Source organism: Nonomuraea sp. PA05, assembly GCF_008086045.1.
GTDB classification, from domain to species: Bacteria; Actinomycetota; Actinomycetes; order Streptosporangiales; family Streptosporangiaceae; genus Nonomuraea; species Nonomuraea monospora.
Genome location: NZ_VSEY01000006.1, coordinates 168,964 through 188,625, shown reverse-complemented (window position 1 = coordinate 188,625; position 19,662 = coordinate 168,964). Strand labels below are relative to the sequence as shown.

The following is a 19,662-nucleotide window of genomic DNA, read 5'->3' as shown; positions in this document are numbered from 1 at the left end:
GGAGCCGCGCCCGCGTCCCATCCCCCGCGAGTGGCGGGTCGCCCCGGGAATGACCCCCTCAAACGGGGGGTTGGCGGAGGAGGACGGCGACGGCAGGCTGGCCGTGGAGACACCGAGGAGGGCTGGATGACCCGTTCGCAGCGCCACGCCGGGATCGTCGCGGCTGCCGAGCGGGCGGCCGACGCCCTCGACTGTTTCGGCCGCGCCTCGGCCCGGCTGCGGCGGCTGGTGCCGTTCGACGCCGCCGTGTGGTCGGCGACCGACCCGGAGACGGGCCTGGTCACCGCGCCCATGCTGGTGGAGAACCTCGGCGACGGCGAGGGGTGCGGCGCCTACTGGGAGAGCGAGCTCCTCGAAGAGAACGTGTTGCCGTTCCGGGATCTGGCCCGCGCCGACGTGCCCGTGGCCGGGCTGCGTGCGGCCACGGGCGATCTGCCCGCGCGTAGTGCCCGCTTCCGCAGCCTGCTGGGAGGCATGGGCGTGGACGACGAGCTGCGGGCCGTGCTGCGGGCGGGCGGGCGGCCGTGGGGGTCGGTGAGCCTGTTCCGGATGCGCGGCGCTCCGGCGTTCGGGCAGGAGGACGTCGCGCTGCTCGCCGAGTTGTCGGGGCCGCTCGCCGACCGGCTGCGTCGCTTCGCAACCCCGCACGCGCCGGACAGCGGGGGCGGCGGCTCGGCGCCCGGCCTGCTGCTGTTCGACGAGAACGGCGAGGCCACGTCGATCAACGAGGAGGCCCGCGCCCATCTCGCGTCACTGCCGGACGGCCCGTCCACGCCCTCGGCTCTCGGCCTGAGCCTGCCCATCTGGCTGATCGGCACGGCGCTCCAGGCGCGGGCCGTCGCCCAGGGCCGCGACCGCGGCAATGCCCGCATCCGGTTGCGGGCCAGGAACGGGCGGTGGCTGACGTGCCGGGCCTCGTGCCTGAGCGGCTCCGGCGGGCGGCCGGGCCCCGTCGTGCTGGTCATCGAGCCCGCCGCACCCGCCGACCTGGCGCTGATCGTCGCCCAGTCGTACGGTCTGACGGCGCGCGAGTTCGAGATCGCCCGGCTCGTGGCGCAGGGGCTGGCCACCGCGGAGATCTCCGAGACGCTGTTCATCTCGCCGCACACGGTCAGGGGCCACCTCAAGGCCGTCTTCGGCAAGGCGGGCATCTCCAGCCGGGGCGAGCTGGTCGCCCTGTTGTTCGCGGGCTAGTCCGCCGAAAGAAGCAAGAGCCGCCTCGCGGGGGGTGTCCCGCGGGGCGGCTCTCTGGTGTCGGGTGGTTCCCCCGATGCGGGGCGCGTGAGGATCGCGCCCCAACCCCCATGCTCCCGCCCGGCTCATGACCGGGCGGGGTCACGGGAAGACCTGCCTCACTTGGCCAGCAGCGACCGGAGCACGTACTGCATGATGCCGCCGTGCCGGTAGTAGTCGGCCTCGCCGGGCGTGTCGATGCGGACGACCGCGTCGAACTCGACGTCGCCCGCCTTGACGTGCACCGTCTGCGGGATGCCGGTGCCCTTGTTGAGCTCCTCGACGCCCGTGATGTCGAACGTCTCCTCGCCCGTCAGGCCGAGCGCCGCCGCCGAGCCGCCTTCGGGGAACTGCAGCGGCAGCACGCCCATGCCGATGAGGTTGGAGCGGTGGATGCGCTCGTAGGACTCGGCGATGACGGCGCGGACGCCGAGCAGCGCCGTGCCCTTGGCGGCCCAGTCGCGGGAGGAGCCGGAGCCGTACTCCTTGCCCGCCAGCACGACCAGCGGCGTCTCGGCCGCGGCGTAGTTGACGGAGGCGTCGTAGATGAACGACACGGGCCCGTCGGGCTGGGTGAAGTCGCGGGTGTAGCCGCCCTCGGTGCCCGGCGCGATCTGGTTGCGCAGGCGGATGTTGGCGAACGTGCCGCGGATCATCACCTCGTGGTTGCCGCGCCGCGAGCCGTAGGAGTTGAAGTCCTTGACCTCGACGCCGTTGGCCTGGAGGTACTGGGCGGCGGGGGTGCCGGTCTTGATGGAGCCGGCGGGCGAGATGTGGTCGGTGGTGACGGAGTCGCCGACCTTGACCAGCACGCGGGCGCCGTGGATGTCGGTGACGGGCTCCGGCTTCTCCGGCATGCCGTCGAAGTAGGGCGCCTTGCGCACGTAGGTGGAGTCGGGGTCCCACTCGAACGTGTCACCGGTCGGGATCGGCAGCGAGCGCCAGTGGTCGTCGCCCTTGAACACGTCGGCGTAGTCGCGCTCGAACATGTCGCGGCCGATGGAGGAGTTGACCACCGCGGCGATCTCCTCCGGCGACGGCCAGATGTCGCGCAGGTAGACGGGCTCGCCGTCGTTGCCGAGGCCGAGCGGCTCGGTGTCGAGGTCGAGGTCCATGGTGCCGGCCAGCGCGTAGGCGACCACGAGGGGCGGCGAGGCCAGGTAGTTCATCTTGACGTCGGGGTTGATCCGGCCCTCGAAGTTGCGGTTGCCGGACAGCACCGCGGTGACGGCGAGGTCGTTGGCCTGGATGGCCTCGGAGATCTCGGGCAGCAGCGGGCCCGAGTTGCCGATGCAGGTGGTGCAGCCGTAGCCGACGAGGTTGAAGCCGATCTTGTCGAGGTACGGCTGGAGGCCGGAGCGCTCGAAGTAGCCGGTGACGACCTGGGAGCCGGGCGCGAGCGAGGTCTTGACCCACGGCTTGCGGTTGAGGCCCTTGTCGACGGCGTTGCGGGCCAGCAGGGCGGCGCCGAGCATGACGAACGGGTTGGAGGTGTTGGTGCACGAGGTGATCGCGGCGATGGAGACGATGCCGTGGTCGATCTCGAACGTGGTGCCGTCGGACAGCGTGACGGGCACCGGCTTGTGCGGCCGGCCGCCGTTGGCGGCGGCGTTGGAGGCGGGCGCGTCGGAGGCCGGGAAGGTCTCCTCGACGGCCTCGTCCACGCCGTCGGAGACGTAGTTCTGCACGTCGTGCCGCCAGGTGGCCTTGGCCTGCGACAGGACGATGCGGTCCTGCGGGCGCTTCGGGCCGGCGATGGACGGGACGACGGTGGCCAGGTCGAGCTCGATGTACTCGGAGAACTCGGGCTCGGCGGCGGCCGGGTCGAGCCACAGGCCCTGGGCCTTGGCGTAGGCCTCGACGAGGGCGATCTGCTCCTCGGAGCGGCCGGTCAGGCGCAGGTAGTCGACGGTCTGGCCGTCGATCGGGAAGATCGCGCAGGTGGAGCCGAACTCGGGGCTCATGTTGCCGATCGTGGCCCGGTCGGCCAGCGGCACGGAGGAGACGCCCTCGCCGTAGAACTCGACGAACTTGCCGACCACGCCGTGCTTGCGCAGGATCTCGGTGATGGTCAGCACCAGGTCGGTGGCGGTGGCGCCGGCGGGCAGCTTGCCGCTGAGCTTGAAGCCGACGACGCGCGGGATGAGCATGGAGATCGGCTGGCCGAGCATCGCGGCCTCGGCCTCGATGCCGCCGACGCCCCAGCCGAGCACGCCGATGCCGTTCTCCATGGTGGTGTGGGAGTCGGTGCCGACGCAGGTGTCGGGGTAGGCCTTCCCGTCGCGGGTCATGACGACGCGGGCCAGGTGCTCGATGTTGACCTGGTGCACGATGCCGGTGCCGGGCGGCACGACCTTGAACTCGTCGAAGGCCGTCTGGCCCCAGCGCAGGAACTGGTAGCGCTCGCGGTTGCGCTCGTACTCGCGCTCGACGTTGCGCTGGAAGGCGTCGGGGTGACCGAAGTAGTCGACGATGACCGAGTGGTCGATGACCATCTCGGCCGGTGCGAGCGGGTTGATGCGCGCGGCGTCGCCGCCGAGGTCGCGCACGGCCTCACGCATGGTGGCCAGGTCCACCACGCACGGCACGCCGGTGAAGTCCTGCATGATGACGCGGGCGGGCGTGAACTGGATCTCCACGCTCGGAGCCGCCTTGGGGTCCCACTCGCCCAGCGCACGGATGTGGTCGGCGGTGATGTTGGCGCCGTCCTCGGTGCGGAGGAGGTTCTCCAGCAGGATCTTCAGGCTGTACGGGAGGCGCGCGGAGCCCTCGACGGCGTCCAGCCGGAAGATCTCGTATGACGCGTCGCCGACGCGGAGCGTGTCACGGCTGCCGAAGCTGTTCGCGGACACGGTGATTCGCCTCCTCCATAGACAGGTGTTCAGACAGAATCCTGCCGCACTACGGAAGCAGCCAGCACGTTAGGTAACCCTAACCACCTGGCCCGGCGACAGGTTGTCTCGACGTCAAGATATCCCCAGAATATCTCGACATCAAGTTAAACCGGCGCCAGCCGCCAGAACAGCAGCCCGATGATCGCCACCGACAGGAGCGGCGCCAGGATCTTCTGCTCGAACTTCCTGCCCGTCTTGATGCCGATCTTCCACGGCAGCACGAACTTGGCCCCCAGCGGCCACAACACCGGGCACCCCCGCTCGGTCATGCAGTCGCCCACCACGTGGATGAGGCAGCCGACCCCGACCGCCAGCCCCAGCCAGGCATAGCCGACTCCCAGCGACATGAAGACGGCGTACAGCCCCGCGGTCATGCCGATGTTGATCAGGATGGAGCCGATCTTGTTGCCCGGGATGCCGACGCCGATGGCCCGCAGCGCGAGGCCGATGAGCAGCACGACCATGATGTCGCGGCCGATCGGATAGGTGCTCGCCAGCCAGTGCGCCCCGAACCCGAGCGCCACCGCGAACGCCAGCGAGTGCGTCGCCCCGCGGTGCCCGCCGCTGATCCACGCGACGATCTTGCTGAGCCCCCAGGTGAGCGGCCCGAACGTCTGCGCGATCGTCGCGCTGGGATGGTCGAGGTCGGGCAGCATCGCGGCGCCCGCGCAGATGATCGCCCCGGCGATCAGCTCGGCGGGGCTGAGCGCGGTGGCCATGATCCCCGTCTCGATGAAGCGGGAGGACTCGTTCAGCAGCGGCAGTGCCGCCAGCGGGGGAGCGAGCCCCAGCCAGGCGATGGCCCCCGTCATCGCGTGCGTATGCCCCATCATGATCGGGACTGTACGGCAAAGATTCTCTTTACGCGCGAGGCGTGCCGGGAGGTCACAGGGATGTGGCCCCGGCAGGAACCCGAAGTACCCGCAAACGCAGACGAGGTCGTCTCCGCGGCGACAGCACCCCCCAGCCCTGCCGACGCGGAACGACCTCGTCTGCTCTAGATAACGACCCCCCTGCCAATCCTGTTCCCGGATTCCGCAACTTTTTCGTGATCTGGCTCACTCCTCGGCCGAGCTTGCTAACGACACACTACCGATATATCTTTGACGCATCGAGAACAGATCGCGATATAGGAGGACATCTGATGACGCACAACTTCGCAGCGAGCGGGCCCTGGCCCGGCGCACACGAGTACAAGCGCGCACTGCGCGAGACGCTCCACGCCATGAGCGACGCCTTCGACCAGGTGGGCGAGCAGTTCGGACGCGGCGGTCGCGGAGGCGATCGGAGCGGGCCGCACGACCGGCGACATCGAGGCAGGCGGGGCGGGCCGGGCCCGTTCCCGTTCGGCTTCGGGCGCGGCGGCCCGTTCGGCGGCCCGGGCGGGCCGTGGGGCGGCGGCCACCGCGGCTGGGGCGGGCGCGCCCGCAAGGCCAAGCGGGGCGACGTGCGCGCCGCCATCCTGGCCCTGCTGTCGGAGGAGCCGCGCAACGGCTACCAGATCATCCAGGAGATCGCCTCGCGCAGCGAGGGCGGCTGGAAGCCCAGCCCGGGGGCCGTCTACCCGGCGCTGCAGCAGCTCACCGACGAGGGCCTGGTGATCTCGGAGGAGAACGAGGGCCGCAAGACCTTCCGCCTCACCGAGGAGGGCCGCAACTACATCGAGGCACACGCCGACGAGGTCCGCGCCCCCTGGGACGAGATGCGGCCCGACATCGACGACAACACCGCCGATCTCTGGCACATCGCCCGGCAGTCCGCGTTCGCCATGATGCAGGTTCTCCAAACCGGGAACGACGCACAAATCCGCGAAGCGCGTAAGACTCTGGTTGAGACCCGGCGCAAGCTGTACCAGATCCTGGCCGACGGCGACGAACCGGGCGAGGAGTAGCAACATGGCCGGCGTCGCACCGGACAGCCGCCGGTTCGGGGAGAGCGAGGAGCCTGGAATGGACCGCAACGATCTCCGCATCGGCGACGCCGAGCGCGAGCAGACGATGGCCGCCCTGCGCGAGCACTTCGCGCAGGGCCGCCTGACCCACGAGGAGCTCGACGAGCGCCTCGACACCGCGCTGGCCGCCAAGACGGCCCGCGACCTCGCGCAGGTGACGGCCGACCTCCCTGGCCAGCAGCCGGCCTACCCCGAGCCGCCCGAGCCGCCCGCGCCGTACGGGCCGCACGGGCCGCACGGGATGGGCGACTGGCACGCCGCCATGCACGCCCACCGGGCGCAGATGCAGGCGATGCGCCACGGGCAGCGGGCCCAGTGGCACGCGCAGCGCGAGATGCACCGGGCCGCGTGGATGGCCAGAAGGGGCCGGCGCGGGCCGCACCCGCTGCTGCCCGCCCTGGCCGCGCTCATGGTGATCGGGCTGATCGCGGGCGGGTTCGGAGTCTTCAAGGTGCTGTTCGTGGTGTGGCTGGGCGTGATGGTGTTCAGCCTGGTGCACCGGCGTCTCCACTATCGCCGCTGAGGGCCTCGCCCTGATCGTTTTTGGGCCTTGACCCGGTCAAGGGCTCCACTGATGATCTGGGCGGGCCTTCGACGCGAAAGGGAAACGCGCATGACCGAGCAGGGCACTCCGGTCCGTCTCACGAATCCGTTCGCCGCCGTCGCGGGCGCCGGCGGCGAGGTCATGGACGTGCCGGAGTACCAAGCCGGGTTCGACCGCGACCACGAGGCCTGCACCGAGCCGATGTGGAAGCTGGAGCGCGCGCAGACCTTCTACGAGCCCGACGTGGCGAGCTGGCGGGCCATGATGGACGGCGAGTGGGAGCGGTCGCTGGCCCTCATCCACGCCATGGCCGGGCCGCTGACCGACTACTTCCGCCGCCGCCAGCCCGTCAGACGCTTACGGGTGGCCGAGTCGCCCATCACCCCCTACCTGCAGTGGGAGATGCACATCCTGGCCGTCCGCGCCTCGGCGGGCTCCCCCTGCCGGGTGCTGCCCGCCGAGCGCGTCGCCGGCCTCGAACCCCTGCCGGAGCTGGTGATCTTCTCCCCTGCCCTGATGTACGAGGTTCTGTACGACGAGTACGGCGGCGGCAGCGGCGGCCGGCGGATCACCGACCGCGACGTCGTCGAGCCCTGCCTGGACGCGGTCAGCGCCCTGTTCGGCGAGGGCGAGGACGTACGCGACTTCCACGAGCGCGAGGTCGTCCCCCTACCGCCGCCGGTGATCACCGACGGGATGCGGGCCGCGCTGCCCGCCTACGCGCACCGCACCGAGGAGTTCAGGGTCTGACCTCCTCGTTGAGGCATCTCAGGACGGGGAAGCGGGTCAGCTCGCCGGGGTCCAGCTCACGGCCGGTGCTCACCTCGAACACGGCGCTCTCCCCCGGCAGCAGCGTGACGAGCTGCTCGTCCACACTGGCCGCGGGGTCGAGCCGGTCGGGGAACAGCGCCAGCTCGCGCAGCACGCTCGACGCGGTGACCGTCACCCGGTAGCCGCCTGCCGAGCGCTCGGCGTGCGCGTCGTAGGCGGCCGGCGGGTAGGCCACGGCGGTGTCCTCGGTGTAGCAGTGCACGGCGCCTGCCCCGTCCAGCCGGGCCGTGAGCAGCTCGCGGGCGGGGTCGTCGGGGGTGGCCACCGACGGCGGGAGCGCCACCCTGAGCACCGACCTCGGCGCGGCGTACACGGCGACGACCTCCTTGGCCAGCGGCCGGCCGTCGAGGCCGCGGCGTTCCAGGCACAGCTCGCCCGACCAGGGCTCGCCGGTGTCGTTGACCAGGGCCGCCTCGCCGTCCTGGATGGTGATCAGCCGGTCGGCGTAGACGCGGCGCAGCGCGTACCAGAGGGGCTTGCGCCGCCCGTCGCCGTCGATCGCCGACCAGGACGTGACCGGCCAGCAGTCGTTGAGCTGCCAGACGATCGTGCCCATGCAGTGCGGCATGAGCGCGCGGAACCGCTCGATGCCGAACGTCATCGCGCGGGCCTGGTTGAGCTGGGTGAGGTAGTGCCAGTCGTCGAACGTCTCCGGCGGCGGCAGGTGGTCGCCGAGGCCGCGCAGCAGCTTGGCCTGCCCGTCCGCGGCCTTCTGGTGGGAGGAGGCGGGCGTGAGGGGCTCGTCGGAGGAGGCGCGGCGCAGCGTGGCGTAGGCGGGCGGCCCCTGGAAGCCGAACTCGGCCACGAACCGCGGCCGGTAGGCGGCGTAGCGGTGGTAGTCCTCGCGGTTCCAGACGTCCCAGATGTGGATCGTGCCGCGCGCCGGGTCGTTCGGGGGCAGGTCGGGCGCGCCCGAGTAGGGGCTGCCCGGCCAGTACGGGCGGGCAGGGTCCAGCTCGGCCACGATGGAGGGCAGCAGGTCGTGGTAGAAGCCGGCGCCCCAGCTCCGGCCCGCCAGCTTCTCCTGCCAGCCCCAGTCGGCGTGCCCCTCCAGATTCTCGTTGTTGCCGCACCACAACACCAGGCTGGGGTGCGCGGCCAGCCTGGCGACCTGCTGCCTGGCCTCGGCCTCGACCTCGGAGCGCAGCGGCTCCTCCTCCGGGTAGGCGGCGCAGGCGAACGGGAAGTCCTGCCACACCAGCAGGCCCAGCTCGTCGGCCAGGGAGTAGAAGTCCGCCGACTCGTACAGGCCGCCGCCCCACACCCGCAGCAGGTTCACCCCGGCGGCGGTGGCCTGCGCGAACCGCTCGGCCAGTCGCTCGCGGGTGACGCGGCTGGGGAAGCAGTCGTCGGGGATCCAGTTGACGCCCCTGACGAACACCGGCTCGCCGTTGATCACCAGCTTGAACGCCTCGCGGTCCAGCTCGACGTCCCTGAATCCGATCCTGCCGCGCCACTCCTGCTCCCCGAGGCGGACGGTCAGGTCGTACAGCGGCTGCTCGCCGTGGCCGCGCGGCCACCACAGCTCGGGCTCGGGCACGAGCAGCTCCACCACGCCCGCGTACCCCTCCAGCCGGTGCTCGACGGTGACGCCCCCGACGGTCACCGTGACAGGCTCCTCGGTCGCCCGATCCACCCGTACGTGCACCCGCACCGTGCCGTCGGCGCGGGCGAGCGGGCGCACCTCGGCCAGCCGGGCGCCCGACCAGCTCGCCAGCCCGATCGGCCGCCAGATGCCCGCCGTCACCAGGGTGGGGCCCCAGTCCCAGCCGAAGTTGCAGGCCATCTTGCGGATGAACGGGTACGGCTCGTCGTAGGCGCCGGGCCGCTCCCCCAGCGCCGCCCGCCGCGCCTCGGCGTACTCGTAGGCCGGGGAGAAGCGCACGACCAGCTCGTTGCCGCCCTCGCGCAGCAGGTGGCGGACGGGGAAGCGGTAGGAGCGGTGCTGGTTGGCGGTCTCGCCGACCAGGACGCCGTTCAGCGTGATCGCCGCGACCGTGTCGAGGCCGTCGCAGACCAGGTCCGTGCGCTCGTGCTCGTCAGGCGACCAGGTGAACTCCGTCCGGTAGGTCCATTCCGTACGGCCGATCCAGGCCAGCCGGTGCTCGTTGTCGTCCAGGTAAGGGTCGTCGATCGCGCCGGCCGCCAGCAGGTCGGTGTGCACGCAGCCGGGCACGCTCGCGGGGATCTCCCCGAGGTCCTTCGACGACAGGGTCCAGCCGCTGTGCAGCGGACGGTACTTCAAGAAGCTCTCCTAACAGGTCTCTAGCCGGGCGCACGCGACGAGATGGCCGGGCGCGGCCTCGTACAGGCCGCCCGAACCGCCTCGCCGGTGGTACAGGCACGTCTCCACGGGCACGGCGTCGTCCCAGGCCTCGTGCAGGCGCGGCACGGCCGCCAGCAGCTCGCGCGTGTACGGGTGCAGCGGATCGCCGAACACCTGCTCGGTGGGCCCCATCTCCACCACGCCGCCCTTGCGCAGCACCACCGTGCGCTCGGCGAGGTAGTTGCCCAGCGACAGGTCGTGGGTGATGTAGAGCACGCTCAGGCCGCGCGTCTTCAGCTCGGCGAGCAGGTTCAGCACGTCGATGCGGGTGGAGGCGTCGAGCATGCTGGTGATCTCGTCGGCGACCAGCAGCTTGATGTCCAGCAGCAGCGCGCGGGCGATGAGCAGGCGCTGGAGCTGGCCGCCGCTGAGCTGGTGGGGGTACTTGCCGAGCACCTGGTCGGGGTTGAGCCGCACGTCGCGCAGGGCCGTGCCGACCCGATCCGCCCACTCGGGCGCCGGTGTGGCCGGGTAGTACGCCTCCTTGATCATGGCGAACACCCGGTCGGCCTTGAACACGGGGTTGAAGGAGCTGAACGGGTCCTGGAAGATGCCCTGGACGCGGCGGTAGTACTCCTTGCCCGCCGCCACCGGCAGGCCGTCGAAGGTGATCGAGCCGCTGGTGACCGGGTTCAGGCCGAGGATCATCCGGCCGATCGTGCTCTTGCCGCTGCCGCTCTCGCCGATCAGCGAGACGACCTCGCCGGGCACGACCTCGAAGCTCACGCCCTCGACGGCCGTGACGCGTCCGCCGCCGAAGGCGCCGACCCGGAACTGCTTGGTGACGTCGTGGAGCTTCAGCATCAGGCCTTCCAGCAGGCTACGTGGTGGTCGGGGGCCAGCTCGACCACCGGCGGGTCCTCTCCGCACTGCTCGCCCGCGATCGGGCAGCGGTCCCGGAAGCGGCAGCCGGCGGGCGGGTTCAGCAGCGACGGCGGGCTGCCGGCGATGCCCTCCAGCCTGCGGTCGGCGTAGCGGACGCCGACCTCGGGCAGGGAGTCGAGCAGCAGCTTCGTGTACGGGTGCCGCGGCGCCTTGACGATCAGGTCGGCGGGCGCCTTCTCCGCCAGCCTGCCCGCGTACATGACCATGACCGTGTCGGCGATGTGGTGGGTGAGCGCCAGGTCGTGGGTGACGAAGATCATGCTTTTGACGTAGCCGCTCTCGCGGAAGCCGAGCAGCGCGCGGGCGACGGCCTTCTGGGTGGAGACGTCGAGCGCGGAGGTGACCTCGTCGGCGATCAGCAGGGACGGGTCGAGCAGCGTGGAGATGACCATCACCATGCGCTGCTTCATGCCGCCCGACAGCTCGATCGGGTAGCGGTCGAGCACCTCGCGGGGCAGGCCCACCTGGTCCATCCGGCGTTCCAGCTCGGCCACATCGGGTGTCGCGCCGCGCGACCTGAGCAGCTCGGTGACCATTCTGCGGATCTTGCGGGTGGGGTTGAGCGCGCTCATCGCGTACTGCGGGATGAGGGAGACCTCGCGGAAGCGGAACTCGTTCATCGCCCGGTCGTCGTCGATGGGCAGCTCGCGGCCGTCGAGCACGACCGTGCCGCCCACGCGGCGCATCCGGCCGTCCATGCGGATGAGCGACTTGCCCAGCGTGCTCTTGCCGCAGCCCGACTCGCCGACCAGGCCGAGGATCTCGCCGTCGCCCAGCCCGAACGTCATGCCGTCGAGGGCGCGCACGTCCCCCTTGAGCGTCTTGTAGTGCACCCTGAGGTCGCTGACCTGCAGACTCATGTCTCCCTCAGTTTCGGGTTGAAGACCTCGTCGAGCCCGACGTTGGCCACGTACAGGGCGCCCACGATGGCCGTGATGGCCGCGCCCGGCGGCACGAACCACCACCACAGGCCGAGCTGGAGCGCGCTCCACTGGTTGGCGTTCTGCAACATCAGGCCCAGCGAGACGCCCTCGGTGGGGCCGAGGCCGATGAAGTCCAGCGAGGAGGCGATCAGCACCGAGCCGCCGAACAGCAGGATGAACGTCATGAACAGGTAGGAGCTCATGTTCGGCGCGATCTCCCTGGCGATGATCCGGCCGGTGCCCGCGCCGCTCATCCTGGCCAGGTCCACGAACTCCCTGGTGCGCAGCGAGAAGGTCTGCGCCCTGATCGCCCGCGCCGCCCACGGCCACTGCGTCAGCCCGATGAACAGGCCCTGCACGGCCACGCTGCGGATGCCCAGGTACGCGTTGATGATCAGCAGCACAGCCAGCGTGGGGATGACCAGGATGATGTTGGTCAGCATGTTGAGCACCTCGTCCACGATGCCGCCGCGGTAGCCGGCCACGAAGCCGACGACCATGCCGATCACCGCCGCGATGCCGCCGCCGATCACGCCGACCGCGAACGTGCTGCGCAGCCCGTGCACGAACTGTACGAACACGTCCTGGCCGAACGTAGTGGTGCCGAACCAGTGCTCGCCCGACGGCGGGGTCATCGGCTTGGGGCCGTACTCGTTGGGGGCGCCCCCGGACAGCACCGGGCCGAGCAGCCCCAGCAGGAGCAGCACGAGCACGATGCCGAAGCCGGCCATCAGCTTGCCGTTGCGCACCGCGAAGTAGAGCGCCTCGCGCCGGACCCCGGCCGGCTCTCGCGGCGCGACGTCCTGTAGAGCCGTCATGCCTGCGCACCCGCCATTCCCGCCCTGGTCCGCGGATCGACCACGACGTACACGATGTCGATGATGAAGTTGGCGATCAGCACGCCGAGCACGATGAACAAGAAGGTGCCCTGCAACAGGAAGAAGTCCTTGTTCTGGATGGACTTGAGGATGAGGCTGCCCAGGCCCGGGTAGGCGAAGACGATCTCGGTGACCAGCGCGCCCGCCACCAGCACGCCCAGTTGCAGGGCCAGGCCGGTGATCTGGGGCAGCACGGCGTTGCGGAAGGCGTAGCGGCGGATGAGCCTGCTCGGCGCGCCCAGCGCCGACAGGTAGGTGGAGTAGTCGGACTCCAGCTCATAGATGATCATGTTCCGCATGCCGATGGCCCACCCGCCCAGCGCCACCAGGAACAGCGACAGGAACGGCAGCGTCCAGTGGTGCAGCAGGTCGAGCAGGAACGGCGTCGACCAGTTGGGCCGCATCGAGAAGCTGTAGCCGCCGGCCACCGGGAACCAGCCGAGTATCACGCCGAACGCCCAGGCCAGCAGCACGGCCAGCCACATGTACGGCATCGCCGTCAGCACGTAACCCACGGGCAGCACGGTGTTGTCGAGGAGCTTGCGCCGGGCCGCGTACGCGCCGAACCGGTTGCCTGCCCACCAGCTCAGCAGCACCGACGGGACGATCAGCGCCAGTGTGTACGGCACCGCCATGAGGATCACCGTGCTCACCGGCGTCGGGAACAGCCAGATGCTGACCCCGAAGTCGCCGCGCAGCAGCGCCCCCCAGAAGTTGACGTACTGCTGCCACAGCGGCTGGTCCAGCCCGAACAGGCTGGTGTAGTAGGCCCGCATGGCCTCCACGGCCTCGGGCTTGGTGACGTTGGCCCGCGCGACCATGCTGGCGACCGGGTCGCCCGGCATGAAGCGCGGGATCATCCAGTTGACCGTGACGGCGACGAAGAAGGTCAGTCCGTAGATGAGCAGTTTCCTACCGAAATAACGACGCACGTGTGTTGTCTCCGGGGAGGTCCCTCCGCCCCGGGGATACGCGGGGCGGAGGGATCGTGGGGTTCGTCCGGGGGCTCGTCAGGAAGCGGCGGGCTGGAGCTGGGTCAGGGTCTCGAAACCGCCGAGTTCCAGCCAGTTGCGCCACATCACGGCGCCGGTCTTGGGCGCGGCGCCCGCCGCGGCCGGCCAGTTCTTCCACACGCTGGTGCTGGACTGCGCCCAGAGGCCGTTGTACCAGAGCGGGATCACCGGCATGTCGTCGAGATGGATCTGCTGAAGCTGGGAGATGATCTTCTGCATGCCCGCCGTGTCCTCGGTCTTGACCTGGTCGAGGTCCTGGACCAGCTTCCACGCCTTGTCGTTCTCGTAGCGGGCGAAGTTGACGGTGTTCTGCTGCTTCTGCACCGGGAGCTGGAACATGTACTCGTAGTAGGTGTACGGCGAGTTCGACAGTTGCCGCTCGTTGTTGATGAGCAGGTCGAAGTCGCCCTTGGCGCGCTGCTCGACCAGCGCGTTGAAGTCGGGGAACTCCGGCGTGATCTGGATGCCGGCGCTCTTGGCGCTGGCGGAGATGGACCTGGCCGACTCCATCCAGTCGGTCCAGCCGGACGGCACGATCAGGGTCAGGCTGATCTTGGAGCCGTCCTTGTTCTCCACGTACCCGTCGCCGTCGCCGTCCTTGTACCCGGCGTCGGACAGCAGCTTCTTGGCCTTGGCCGCGTCGAAGGTGAAGCCCGCGGAGGAGACCACGCTCTGGTCCACGTACTTGTCCCACTGCGGCAGCAGGCCGGTGGGGCTGGCGGCCTTGACGAGGTTGCCGTAGACGCTCTCGACGATCTTCTTGACGTCCACCGAGGAGGCCAGCGCCTTGCGGAAGGCCGGGTCGTCCATCGGCTTCTTCGTGGTGTTGGGCACCAGCCACGCGGTGTTGGCCGACAGCATGTACGGCGGCTCGTTGTAGAAGGTCGTCAGCCCGAAGTTGCCCTTGACCAGGTTGGCCACGCCGGGCAGGAAGTTGTTGCTGAGGTCCAGGCCCTTCTGCAGCAGCATGCCCATCGCGACCTCGTTGCTGGGCGTGGCGATGTCGACGATGTAGCGCGGCTTGGGCTCCATGTTCAGCGCCGTCTTGCCCCACCAGTCGTCGCGCCGCTGCAGGACCACGCGGTCCTGGTCCTTGCTCAGGAACTTGTACGCGCCCGTGCCGACCGGGTTCTCGTTGATCCCGTCGAGCACCTCCTGCTCCGAGCGGCCCTTCCAGATGTGCTCGGGGACGATGGAGCGGCTGTAGAGGTTGAAGTCCCACTGCTGGTAGTTGGCCTTGGTGAAGGTGAACTTCACGGTCTGGTCGTCGACCGCCTCGACGGTTTTCAGCCAGTCCCACAGGTGGTGGTAGGGGATGGTCTCCATCTTGCCGAGCTCGAAGGAGAAGACGACGTCCTTGGCGGTAAAGGGCTGGCCGTCGGCCCACTTGATCCCCTGCCGCAGCTTCACCTGGTAGGTCGTGTCGTCGGCCCACGAGCCGCTCTCGGCCAGCCAGCCGTTGAGCTTGGCGGCGTTGGGGTCGTAGTGGAACAGCGTCTCGTACACCAGGCCCTTGGTGCCGACCGCCGAGTCCCACTCCCTGATCGGGTTGAAGTTCGGCGGCGGCCCCCACTGGGTGCCTGTGGTGTAGAGGGTCTCGTTGCGCGGAAGCTGGTCGGGGTTGGCCGCCGCACCCTGGCTCTGCGGCTGGGAGGCCGGCGGGGTCGGCGTGGCTCCGCCGCCGGAGCAGGCCGTGGCGAGGAGGCCCGCCGCTACGAGCGGAATCATGATCCGAGCCCGGTTACGCATCGCTTCTCTCCTTCCTCCGCGCTCTGGCGCGAAGGTGTGTACGCCTGTCAGACCCCCGATTGGCCCGGCCCTTGGGAGCGCTCCCAGCGCTGACACGAAACACGCCCGCGCGAAAGGACCGGTGAGCGATTCTCTGTTCATAGATCGCAGGCCCGGCAGGGCCTGCTGAACCGGATAAGTACCGCGAACGTAAATTCCGGGTGTCCATGCAGTCAAGGGCCGTGACGCTTTCGAGACGTCTCGCGAGAACGCTCCCGAACCCCGTACATATGGTCCGCGCGGGGACAACCAGGAGCCACCCTCCACCGTCCTACATCCGTCACATAAGCCCCATACATTCGTGAAGGAACTCGACGGTGAGACTCGCCTCCACGCTCGCAGCGCTGCTCGCTGCCGGTGCGACGTTCGGCGCGGCGCTGCCCGCCCAGGCCGCCGCCCCCGCCCTCCAGATCGTGAAGATCTACTACGACTCGCCGGGGGCGGACCGGCGCTCCAACGCCTCGCTGAACGCCGAGTACGTCACCCTGCTCAACACCACCAGGAAGGCCATCGACCTCGAAGGCTGGAGCGTGCGGGACAAGACCGGCTACACCTACGAGTTCGGCGCGGACGCGGTGCTGGGGCCGAAGAAGCGGATCACGCTGCGCACCGGGCAGGGCGGCGACGGCACGAGCAGCGTGTTCTGGAACCGCAGGCAGTACGTGTGGAACAACGACCAGGACACCGCCTACGTGCGCAACGCCACCGGCAAGCTCGTCGACTCCTGCTCCTACAAGGCCGCCAGCCGGTCCGCCTACGTCACCTGCTGACACCGGCCGCCGGACCCGGCGCTCCCGGCCGCGTACCTGAGACCGCGGCCGGGAGCGCCCTTTCCTTACTCGCAGGCCGTGACGGTCTCGGCGTCGCACTTGTCGACGCCGTCACCGCCGTTCGCGCTGTCCACGCCGTCGCCGCCGATCAGCACGTCGTTGCCCGTGTTGCCGGCCATCCGGTCGTTGCCTGCCTCGCCGGCCGCCATGTCCACGGCCGTACCGCCGAAGAACTGGTCCGAGCCGGCGCCGAGGACGACCCTCGAGCGCAGCGTGGTCCTGTTGGTCAGCGTGTCGTCCCCTGCGCCCGTGTCCGCCGCGATGGTGGTGACACCGTCCGCGTCGCACACCGACACGTTCTTGGCGGTCGCCACGCAACCGGCGCCGGGGAACAGCAGCCCGCCGTCGTTCCTGACCACCAGCCTGCCGCCCACCTGCGTCACCGTGATGGCGTCGTTGGCGCCGTCCGCGGTGATCTGCAGGATCGGCGCCGACACGCTCACGTTGGCGGCGGCGTGCGCCGGGCCGGCCACGGCCAGCAGTGAGGCCGCCAGCGCGGCGCCCGCGGTCAGCGCGCGCACGCCGTGCCGGCGCAGGACGGTGGCTCTCGAACGTCTCTCGGTGGCCCCTGTCGTACCCATCTCTCCCCCTCTGTCGGATGACCGCGGCCAGTCGGCCGGCTGCGGTCTCCTGATGACAGGCCGCCGCGTATCGGCGGCCGAAGATGAGTACAGCTCGGGTGAGGGCCTGGGCTCAGTGCCGGAACAGACAGGCGTTCTGTGTGGAATTGCCTGGTGTCAGAGCCAGCCCATCTGCTGGGCCGTGCGGATGGCCTCCAGCCGGTTCTGCGCGTTGAGCTTGGTCATGGCGCTGGACAGGTAGTTGCGCACGGTGCCCTCGGTCAGGTGCAGCTCCGCGGCGATCCTGGAGATCGTGGCACCCTCGGCGGCCAGGCGCAGCGCGTCGCGCTCGCGCTCGGTCAGCGGGCTGTCCCCGGCCGCCATCGCCGCCGCCGCCAGCTCCGCGTCCAGGTAGCGTCCGCCGGACTGGACCTTGCGGATGGCCATCGCCAGCTCCTCGGCCGAGGCGTCCTTGCCGAGGAAGCCGCTGACGCCGGCCGCCATGGCCCTGCGCAGGTAGCCGGGGCGGCCCAGGCTGGTCAGGATGACGATCTTGCACTGGGAGCTGATCTGCTCGGCCGCGCTCAACCCGTCCATCCCGGGCATCTCGATGTCGAGCACCGCCACGTCGGGACGGTGCTCGGCCACCGCGGCCAGCACCTCGTCGCCCCTGCCCACCTGGGCGACGACCTCGATGCCGTCCTCCAGGTCGAGCAGCGCCGCGATGGCGCCGCGGATCAGGTGCTCGTCGTCGGCCAGCAGCACGCGGGTCGTCATGCGGGCACCGCCGCCCGCAGCAGGTAGCGGCCGCCCGCCACGGGCTCGGCCTCCAGGGTGCCGCCCGCCGCGCGCACCCGCTGCGCGAGCCCGGCCAGGCCGATCGGCGCGTGCTCGCCGACCGGTCCGCTGACCCCGTCGTTGGACATCTCCAGCACCCCGTTCTCGATCGTGATCGTGCAGCGTTCTGCCCTGCTGTGCTTCAGTACGTTCGTCGCGCCCTCGCGTACGACGGTGGCCAGCAGCGTCCTGGTCTCGGCCGGCAGCGAGCCGGTGTCCGCGCGCACCGTGCAGCGCACGTCCGCCGCCTCCAGCACCGCGCGCACGCTGGACAGCACCTCGTCCAGGTCCATGGCGCGGTAGTTCTGCACGACGGTGCGCACCTCGCGCAGCGAGCGCCGGGAAAGGTCGCGCACCTCGAACATCTCGGCCGCCGCCGCCTCCGGGTCCCCGCGCAGCCTCCGCTCCGCCTGCTCGGTGCGGACGGCGACGTCGGTGAGGCTGCGGCCGAGCAGGTCGTTCAGGTCGCGGGCGAAACGCAGCCGCTCCTCCGAGACCGCCAGCTTGGCCATCGCCTCCTCCCCCTCGTACGCCTCCATGGTGAGCCGCCACAGCTTGAGGTTGGCCAGCAGGGCGCCGACGCTGATCGTGGTGAAGACGGTCTGCACGAAGATCAGCAGCGGGACGGTGAAGTTCCCGGCGAGCGAGGCGTACACGTTGAACAGCACGATCGACACGGCGCACACGGCGATGGCGGTGCGGACGCGCACGAACAGCGCCAGCAGCGCCAGCCAGGTGGGCAGCGCGAACACCTGCCCGGCCGCGGCCAGCAGCACCGCGATCACCCCGGTGATCGCCAGGATGGCGGCGGGACGCTTCCCGCCGCGCACGGCGATCCTGAACGGACGCGTGCTGAGCACGTTGAAGATCAGCAGCAGGACGGCGCCGATGAGGACCAGCCACAGCGGAACCCCGAACTCCCGCCAGCGCAGATACAGGTCGTAGTAGCCGAAGAGCGGGACCAGCAGCAGCAGGTCCGCGCAGTAGACCATCAGCCAGCGGACCTTGGTCAGTTTGCTGGCGTTCCGCAGCCGGTCGAAGACCTTCACGCCGGCACCGCCGCGCGCAGCAGGAAGTGCCCGCCCTGCGTGGGGCCGGCGGAGAACGAGCCGCCCTCCGTGAGCAGCCGCTCCGACAGTCCGCGCAGGCCGCTCCCCGGCGCCGCCCCCAGGTCCGTCACCCCGTCGTTGACCATCTCCAGCACCCCCTCGTCGATCCTGATCACGCACCGCGTGGCCGCACTGTGCTTGAGGATGTTCGTGCCGCCCTCGCGCACCGCCCAGGCCAGCAGCATCCTGGCGGACGGCGACAGGCCGTCCGTGCTGGCCTCGATCACGCAGCTCGCCCCGGCGGCCTCCAGCGCCGCGCGCACCCCCGCGAGCTCCTCGTCCAGGTCGAGCGCCTGGTAGCCGTGCACCGCCTGCTGCACCTCGAACAGCGACTCACCGGCCAGCGCGCGGACCGCGGCCATCTCGGCGGCGGCCCGGTCCGTGTCCTTGGTCGCCAGCTTGGCGGCCAGCTCGCTCTTCAGCGTGATGACCGACAGGCTGTGCCCGAGCAGGTCATGCAGGTCGCGGGCGAAACGCAGCCGCTCCTCCGCCACGGCCAGCCTGGCCCTGGCCTCGCGGCTCTTGTGCGCGTCCCTGATCACCCACCACAACCAGCGCCACACGAGCATGGCGGCGATCATGATGAACGAGTTGAGCGCCTCGATGAGCAGGATGCTCTGCCAGGGCTGGCCGGTCACGAAGCCGGCGTAGGCCGCGACGCCGGCGGACAGCGACGCCGCCAGCACGATCGTCGCGCGCAGCGGCAGATAGAGGGCGGCCAGCGACATCCACAAGGTCAGCGTCTGCATCCACATCGCCGTCGACGCGCCGTCGAGAGGCGAGGTGAAGAACAGCACCACCGACATCAGGCCCGCGGCCAGCAGCTTCAGCGTGGGTTTCGGACGGTGCTCGAAGGCCTCGGTCAGCAGCATCGGGCTGAGCACGAAGAAGCCGGTCACCAGGACGGCGTTGACCACCGATGTGCCGACGGGCAGCTTGCCGCTCACCGCGTCGCCGGTGATGTAGACGACGGACATGAGCCAGACCAGGCCCATCGTGCCGTACATCCAGTAGAGCAGCAGCTTGCGCGCGGTGTCGGGACGTGTCGCCATCACGCCCT

At 70.2% G+C, this 19,662-nt stretch carries 17 protein-coding genes; 5 read left to right on the top strand and 12 right to left on the bottom strand.

The annotated features are described in order from the left end of the window. Positions 1-126 precede the first annotated feature (126 nt). Positions 127-1,194, top strand: coding sequence for a helix-turn-helix transcriptional regulator (locus tag FXF51_RS11690; protein ID WP_148434311.1), 1,068 nt, complete (start codon positions 127-129; stop codon positions 1,192-1,194). Between the two features lie 158 nt (positions 1,195-1,352). Here the strand turns inward: FXF51_RS11690 and acnA are convergent, their stop codons facing one another. Further along, positions 1,353-4,085, bottom strand: a complete 2,733-nt coding sequence (gene acnA, locus FXF51_RS11685) for an aconitate hydratase AcnA (RefSeq protein ID WP_148434310.1) — start codon at positions 4,083-4,085, stop codon at positions 1,353-1,355. A 146-nt stretch (positions 4,086-4,231) separates the two neighbouring features. Beyond that, the gene (locus tag FXF51_RS11680; RefSeq protein ID WP_148434309.1) at positions 4,232-4,960 is read right to left on the bottom strand and encodes a metal-dependent hydrolase; all 729 of its coding nucleotides are present in this window, start codon (positions 4,958-4,960) and stop codon (positions 4,232-4,234) included. Between the two features lie 311 nt (positions 4,961-5,271). Here FXF51_RS11680 and FXF51_RS11675 point away from each other — a divergent pair, with 311 nt between their 5' ends. The 3 genes from FXF51_RS11675 to FXF51_RS11665 all read left to right on the top strand — a co-directional run bounded on the left by FXF51_RS11675 (position 5,272) and on the right by FXF51_RS11665 (position 7,372). Then, a complete protein-coding gene (locus tag FXF51_RS11675) occupies positions 5,272-6,018 on the top strand; it encodes a PadR family transcriptional regulator (protein ID WP_148434308.1) in 747 nt (248 codons plus the stop codon). 4 nt (positions 6,019-6,022) lie between these two features. After that, a complete protein-coding gene (locus FXF51_RS62545) occupies positions 6,023-6,601 on the top strand; it encodes a DUF1707 domain-containing protein (RefSeq protein WP_262379442.1) in 579 nt (192 codons plus the stop codon). 90 nt (positions 6,602-6,691) lie between these two features. Then, complete coding sequence (locus tag FXF51_RS11665) at positions 6,692-7,372, top strand: DUF6879 family protein (protein WP_148434307.1); 681 nt, start codon at positions 6,692-6,694, stop codon at positions 7,370-7,372. On the opposite strand, the gene FXF51_RS11660 is transcribed toward FXF51_RS11665, so the two are convergent. The 6 genes from FXF51_RS11660 to FXF51_RS11635 all read right to left on the bottom strand — a co-directional run bounded on the left by FXF51_RS11660 (position 7,362) and on the right by FXF51_RS11635 (position 15,227). Beyond that, positions 7,362-9,698 (bottom strand): glycoside hydrolase family 2 protein, encoded by a 2,337-nt coding sequence (locus FXF51_RS11660; RefSeq protein ID WP_148434306.1) that lies wholly within the window; start codon positions 9,696-9,698, stop codon positions 7,362-7,364. The two genes, FXF51_RS11665 and FXF51_RS11660, sit on opposite strands and share 11 nt — an antisense overlap. Positions 9,699-9,707: 9 nt before the next feature. Further along, a complete protein-coding gene (locus FXF51_RS11655; protein WP_148434305.1) occupies positions 9,708-10,583 on the bottom strand; it encodes an ABC transporter ATP-binding protein in 876 nt (291 codons plus the stop codon). After that, a complete protein-coding gene (locus FXF51_RS11650) occupies positions 10,583-11,524 on the bottom strand; it encodes an ABC transporter ATP-binding protein (protein ID WP_148434304.1) in 942 nt (313 codons plus the stop codon). The genes FXF51_RS11655 and FXF51_RS11650 overlap by 1 nt, the downstream gene beginning before the upstream one ends. Further along, positions 11,521-12,405 carry an ABC transporter permease gene (locus FXF51_RS11645; protein WP_148434303.1) on the bottom strand — a complete coding sequence of 295 codons (885 nt, stop codon included), beginning with the start codon at positions 12,403-12,405 and terminating at the stop codon, positions 11,521-11,523. Before FXF51_RS11645 ends, FXF51_RS11650 begins: the two co-directional genes overlap by 4 nt. Further along, positions 12,402-13,397 carry an ABC transporter permease gene (locus FXF51_RS11640; RefSeq protein WP_148434302.1) on the bottom strand — a complete coding sequence of 332 codons (996 nt, stop codon included), beginning with the start codon at positions 13,395-13,397 and terminating at the stop codon, positions 12,402-12,404. The genes FXF51_RS11645 and FXF51_RS11640 overlap by 4 nt, the downstream gene beginning before the upstream one ends. Before the next feature lie 78 nt (positions 13,398-13,475). Beyond that, positions 13,476-15,227 carry an ABC transporter substrate-binding protein gene (locus FXF51_RS11635; RefSeq protein ID WP_148434301.1) on the bottom strand — a complete coding sequence of 584 codons (1,752 nt, stop codon included), beginning with the start codon at positions 15,225-15,227 and terminating at the stop codon, positions 13,476-13,478. A 356-nt stretch (positions 15,228-15,583) separates the two neighbouring features. Here FXF51_RS11635 and FXF51_RS11630 point away from each other — a divergent pair, with 356 nt between their 5' ends. Then, positions 15,584-16,036, top strand: a complete 453-nt coding sequence (locus tag FXF51_RS11630; protein WP_148434300.1) for a lamin tail domain-containing protein — start codon at positions 15,584-15,586, stop codon at positions 16,034-16,036. A gap of 65 nt (positions 16,037-16,101) precedes the next feature. On the opposite strand, the gene FXF51_RS11625 is transcribed toward FXF51_RS11630, so the two are convergent. The 4 genes from FXF51_RS11625 to FXF51_RS11610 all read right to left on the bottom strand — a co-directional run bounded on the left by FXF51_RS11625 (position 16,102) and on the right by FXF51_RS11610 (position 19,654). After that, on the bottom strand, positions 16,102-16,677 hold the full coding sequence (locus FXF51_RS11625; protein ID WP_148434299.1) for a calcium-binding protein: 576 nt from the start codon (positions 16,675-16,677) through the stop codon (positions 16,102-16,104). Between the two features lie 156 nt (positions 16,678-16,833). Further along, positions 16,834-17,433 carry a response regulator transcription factor gene (locus tag FXF51_RS11620; RefSeq protein WP_148434298.1) on the bottom strand — a complete coding sequence of 200 codons (600 nt, stop codon included), beginning with the start codon at positions 17,431-17,433 and terminating at the stop codon, positions 16,834-16,836. After that, positions 17,430-18,542, bottom strand: coding sequence for a sensor histidine kinase (locus FXF51_RS11615; protein ID WP_148434297.1), 1,113 nt, complete (start codon positions 18,540-18,542; stop codon positions 17,430-17,432). Before FXF51_RS11615 ends, FXF51_RS11620 begins: the two co-directional genes overlap by 4 nt. After that, positions 18,539-19,654 carry a sensor histidine kinase gene (locus FXF51_RS11610; RefSeq protein ID WP_148434296.1) on the bottom strand — a complete coding sequence of 372 codons (1,116 nt, stop codon included), beginning with the start codon at positions 19,652-19,654 and terminating at the stop codon, positions 18,539-18,541. The genes FXF51_RS11615 and FXF51_RS11610 overlap by 4 nt, the downstream gene beginning before the upstream one ends. Positions 19,655-19,662: the final 8 nt, after the last annotated feature.

What these genes read in the sequence shown, in the direction of transcription:
- FXF51_RS11690 (WP_148434311.1), top strand. Translation starts at nt 127, where the DNA reads ATGACCCGTTCGCAGCGCCACGCCGGGATCGTCGCGGCTGCCGAGCGG.
- FXF51_RS11680 (WP_148434309.1), bottom strand. Translation starts at nt 4,960, where the DNA reads ATGATGGGGCATACGCACGCGATGACGGGGGCCATCGCCTGGCTGGGG.
- FXF51_RS11675 (WP_148434308.1), top strand. Translation starts at nt 5,272, where the DNA reads ATGACGCACAACTTCGCAGCGAGCGGGCCCTGGCCCGGCGCACACGAG.
- FXF51_RS62545 (WP_262379442.1), top strand. Translation starts at nt 6,023, where the DNA reads ATGGCCGGCGTCGCACCGGACAGCCGCCGGTTCGGGGAGAGCGAGGAG.
- FXF51_RS11665 (WP_148434307.1), top strand. Translation starts at nt 6,692, where the DNA reads ATGACCGAGCAGGGCACTCCGGTCCGTCTCACGAATCCGTTCGCCGCC.
- FXF51_RS11655 (WP_148434305.1), bottom strand. Translation starts at nt 10,583, where the DNA reads ATGCTGAAGCTCCACGACGTCACCAAGCAGTTCCGGGTCGGCGCCTTC.
- FXF51_RS11650 (WP_148434304.1), bottom strand. Translation starts at nt 11,524, where the DNA reads ATGAGTCTGCAGGTCAGCGACCTCAGGGTGCACTACAAGACGCTCAAG.
- FXF51_RS11645 (WP_148434303.1), bottom strand. Translation starts at nt 12,405, where the DNA reads ATGACGGCTCTACAGGACGTCGCGCCGCGAGAGCCGGCCGGGGTCCGG.
- FXF51_RS11635 (WP_148434301.1), bottom strand. Translation starts at nt 15,227, where the DNA reads ATGCGTAACCGGGCTCGGATCATGATTCCGCTCGTAGCGGCGGGCCTC.
- FXF51_RS11625 (WP_148434299.1), bottom strand. Translation starts at nt 16,677, where the DNA reads ATGGGTACGACAGGGGCCACCGAGAGACGTTCGAGAGCCACCGTCCTG.
- FXF51_RS11620 (WP_148434298.1), bottom strand. Translation starts at nt 17,433, where the DNA reads ATGACGACCCGCGTGCTGCTGGCCGACGACGAGCACCTGATCCGCGGC.
- FXF51_RS11610 (WP_148434296.1), bottom strand. Translation starts at nt 19,654, where the DNA reads ATGGCGACACGTCCCGACACCGCGCGCAAGCTGCTGCTCTACTGGATG.